General features: G+C 65.2%; 1 protein-coding gene. It reads left to right on the plus strand.

Annotated elements, in window-relative coordinates:
• Positions 1 to 160 precede the first annotated feature (160 nt).
• On the plus strand, positions 161 to 3,420 hold a 3,260-nt coding region (locus OHD58_RS30265; protein WP_263807283.1), incomplete at its 3' end, for a beta strand repeat-containing protein.

Below are 3,420 nucleotides of genomic sequence, written 5' to 3' on the forward strand. Positions count from 1 at the left end.
GTCACCGGCGCCCTCATCTACGACAGCAACGGCAGTGCCGCCGGCGGCGCCACCCAGTTTGCAACCCTCGACGCAGGACTCGCAATGACAAACGCCGACTTCATCATCGTGTGAGAGCGATTGTTCAAGTGAGCGTTCTCACGCACGGAGATCAACAGTAATGCCCATAACCGCAACCTACATTGCGGCGCAGTTCAGGCTGACCGTGCTCGGCACGATCAGCGGTGAGGGTATAACCGTCTCGCGCAACGCCGCCGGGACCCTCCTCGTCAACGGGGGCGCTGTTCCCGTCACCGGCGGGCCGGCGACAGTCGCCAACACCGACATAATCGAAGCCGTCGGCGATGCGGGCGACGATACCATCGCGCTCGATGAGGCCACCGGCGCACTGCCAGCGGCGGAGCTCTTCGGCGGTGCTGGCAACGACACGCTGACCGGCGGAGACGGCGACGACACGCTGAACGGTGAAGCCGACAACGACACCCTGTTCGGCAGGGGTGGGGTCGACTTGCTCCTTGGCGGCTTCGGCGATGACATATTGGCCGGCGGAGACGGCGACGACCAAATGTTCGGCGGGGACGGCAACGACCTGATGGTGTGGAATCCGGGCGACGATTCCGACCTGATGGAAGGCGGTGCCGGCACCGACACCGTCGAGGTCAACGGCGGCGGCGGCGGCGAGATCTTCACGGTCACTGCCAACGGCACGCGCGTGCGGTTCGATCGCATCGACCCCGCCCCCTTCACGCTCGATATCGGCACCAGCGAGAACCTCGTGCTCAACGCCGGCGCCGGCGACGACACGATCTCGACCACCGGCAATCTCGCCGCACTGATTTCGCTGACGCTCGACGGTGGCGCCGGCAACGATACGATCCTCGGCGGCAACGGGGCCGACCTTCTGCTGGGCGGCGACGACAACGATTTCGTCGACGGCCAGCAGGGCAATGATACCGCGTTCCTCGGAAACGGCGACGACGTGTTTCAATGGGATCCGGGCGACGGCTCCGACATCGTCGAAGGCCAGACCGGCACCGACACCCTACTGTTCAACGGCAGCGCGGGCAATGAGATCTTCGCCCTCTCCTCCAATGGTGGTCGCGCGCGGTTGACGCGCGACCTCGGCAACATCGTGATGGACGTGAACGACGTCGAGACGTTCACGCTCAACGCACTCGGCGGAGCCGACACGATCACAGTCGACAACCTTTCCGGGACCGACGTGACCGCCGTCGCGATCAACCTCGCGGGAACGATCGGTGGGTCGGCGGGCGACGCTCTGGCCGACGTGGTCGTCGTCAACGCCACAAATGGCGTGGATGCGATCAACGTGACCGGCTCAGGCACCAGTTTCAGCGTCACAGGCCTGCCGGCTGGGATCGCAGTCACCAGTTCCGAGGGCGCCAACGATGCGCTTGTCATCAACGGCCTCGGCGGCAACGACACAATCACCGCGACCACTCTTCCGAGCGGTGTCGTCAGGCTGACGATAGACTCCGGTGCGGGTGCGGATACGGTCCTGGGCAGCCAGGGGGCCGACACGATACTCGCCGGCGACGGCAACGATCACGTGTTAGGCGACAACGGCAACGACACTGGCTTTCTCGGCGCCGGCGACGACGTGTTCGAATGGGCCCCCGGCGACGGCAACGACGTCGTCGAAGGACAGGCGGGAACCGACGAGCTGCTGTTCGCCGGCTCGAATGCGAGCGAAATCATCAATGTCGTCGCGAACGGCGGGCGTGTCCTGTTCCTTCGCGACGTCGCTGCGGTGACGATGGACCTCGACGATGTCGAGCGGGTCCGGTACGACGCGCTCGGCGGGGCTGACAACGTCGTCGTCGGCGATCTGAGCGGCACCGACGCCACCCACGTCGATGTCCACCTGCAGGGATCGCTCGGCGGGGGCGACGGTGCGGTCGACACGATCACCGCAAACAGTACCAATGGCGTGGATACGATTGCGGTGACATCGGCTGGAGGAATCGTGTCGGCCTCCGGATTGCCCGTAACCGTCCGGCTGTTCGACGCGGAAGCCGCCAACGACCGGCTGGTGCTCAACGCCCAAGGCGGTGACGACTTGATCGATGCGGGCACGCTCGCGGCCGGCCTCGTTTCGCTCACCGTCAACGGCGGGCTCGGCACCGACGTGTTTCTCGGCTCCGCCGCAGACGACCTGTTCAGCGGTGGCGACGGCAACGACACGTCGCTCCTCGGAGCCGGCGATGACGTGGCCGTGTGGAATCCCGGCGACGACAACGACACCGTCGAGGGCCAGGCGGGTACCGACACCTTGCGCTTCAACGGCGCCAATATCGCCGAGACCATCACCGTCTCGCCGAACGGCGGGCGTGTCCTGTTCTTTCGCGACGTTGCCGCCGTCACGATGGACCTCAACGATACCGAAGTGATCCAGTTCGTCGCGCTCGGCGGTGCCGACACCATCGTCGTCAACGATCTTTCCGCGACCGATGTGACGCTGCTGGCGATCGACCTCGCATCGACGATCGGCGGCGCGGCCGGCGACGGGGCGGCCGACGCGCTGACGCTGAATGCGAGCGGCGGCGCCAACACAATCAGTCTCAGCGGTACGACGGGAGCGCTGCTGACGGTGACCGGGCTTCCGGCGAGCGTGACGATCAGCCAATTTGAGACGAGCGCTGGCGCGGACAGCCTCACTATCCAGGCGCTCGGCGGCAACGATACCATCTCGGCGACGGGGTTGGTCCCGCATTTCGCCGCGCTGACCATCGATGGCGGCGCTGGTAACGACGTGATCAGCTCGAACGGCGACGGCACCTACCGCGGCGGCGACGGCGACGACGTGATCTTTGCCGGGCTGACGAACTCGCTCGAGGCGATCGACGGCGGCACCGGCGTCGACACGCTCGATACGACCACCTGGGGTGGTACCTACTCGATCAACCTGGTGACCGGCGCCACCAATTTTGCGGGCGAGGCGTTCACCAATTTCGAGAATCTGACCACCGGCAACGGCGACGACACTATCATAGGAACAAGCGCGGCAAACAATATCATTGCGGGGGGCGGAGCGGATACGGTTTCGGCCGGCAATGGCAACGATACGCTCAACGGTGGCCTTGGCACCGACACCATGCTCGGCGGCGCCGGCAACGACACCTATGTCGTCGACAATGCCGGCGACATCGTCGATGAGAGCATCGCCGGTTCCAGCGGCACCGATACGGTGTATGCCGCCTTCTCCTACAGCCTTGTCAACTCGGCCACTGTGCTTGGAAATATCGAACGGCTGGTGCTCACCGGCTCCGCCAACATCAATGGCACCGGCAACGGCCTGAGCAATCTCTTGATCGGCAACAGCGGCAACAACACGCTGAACGGCGGCCTTGGCACCGACACCATGCGCGGGCTCGGCGGCAATGACGTCTATGTCCTCGA

It is taken from the genome of Mesorhizobium sp. ZC-5, assembly GCF_025753855.1.
GTDB lineage: Bacteria > Pseudomonadota > Alphaproteobacteria > Rhizobiales > Rhizobiaceae > Neomesorhizobium.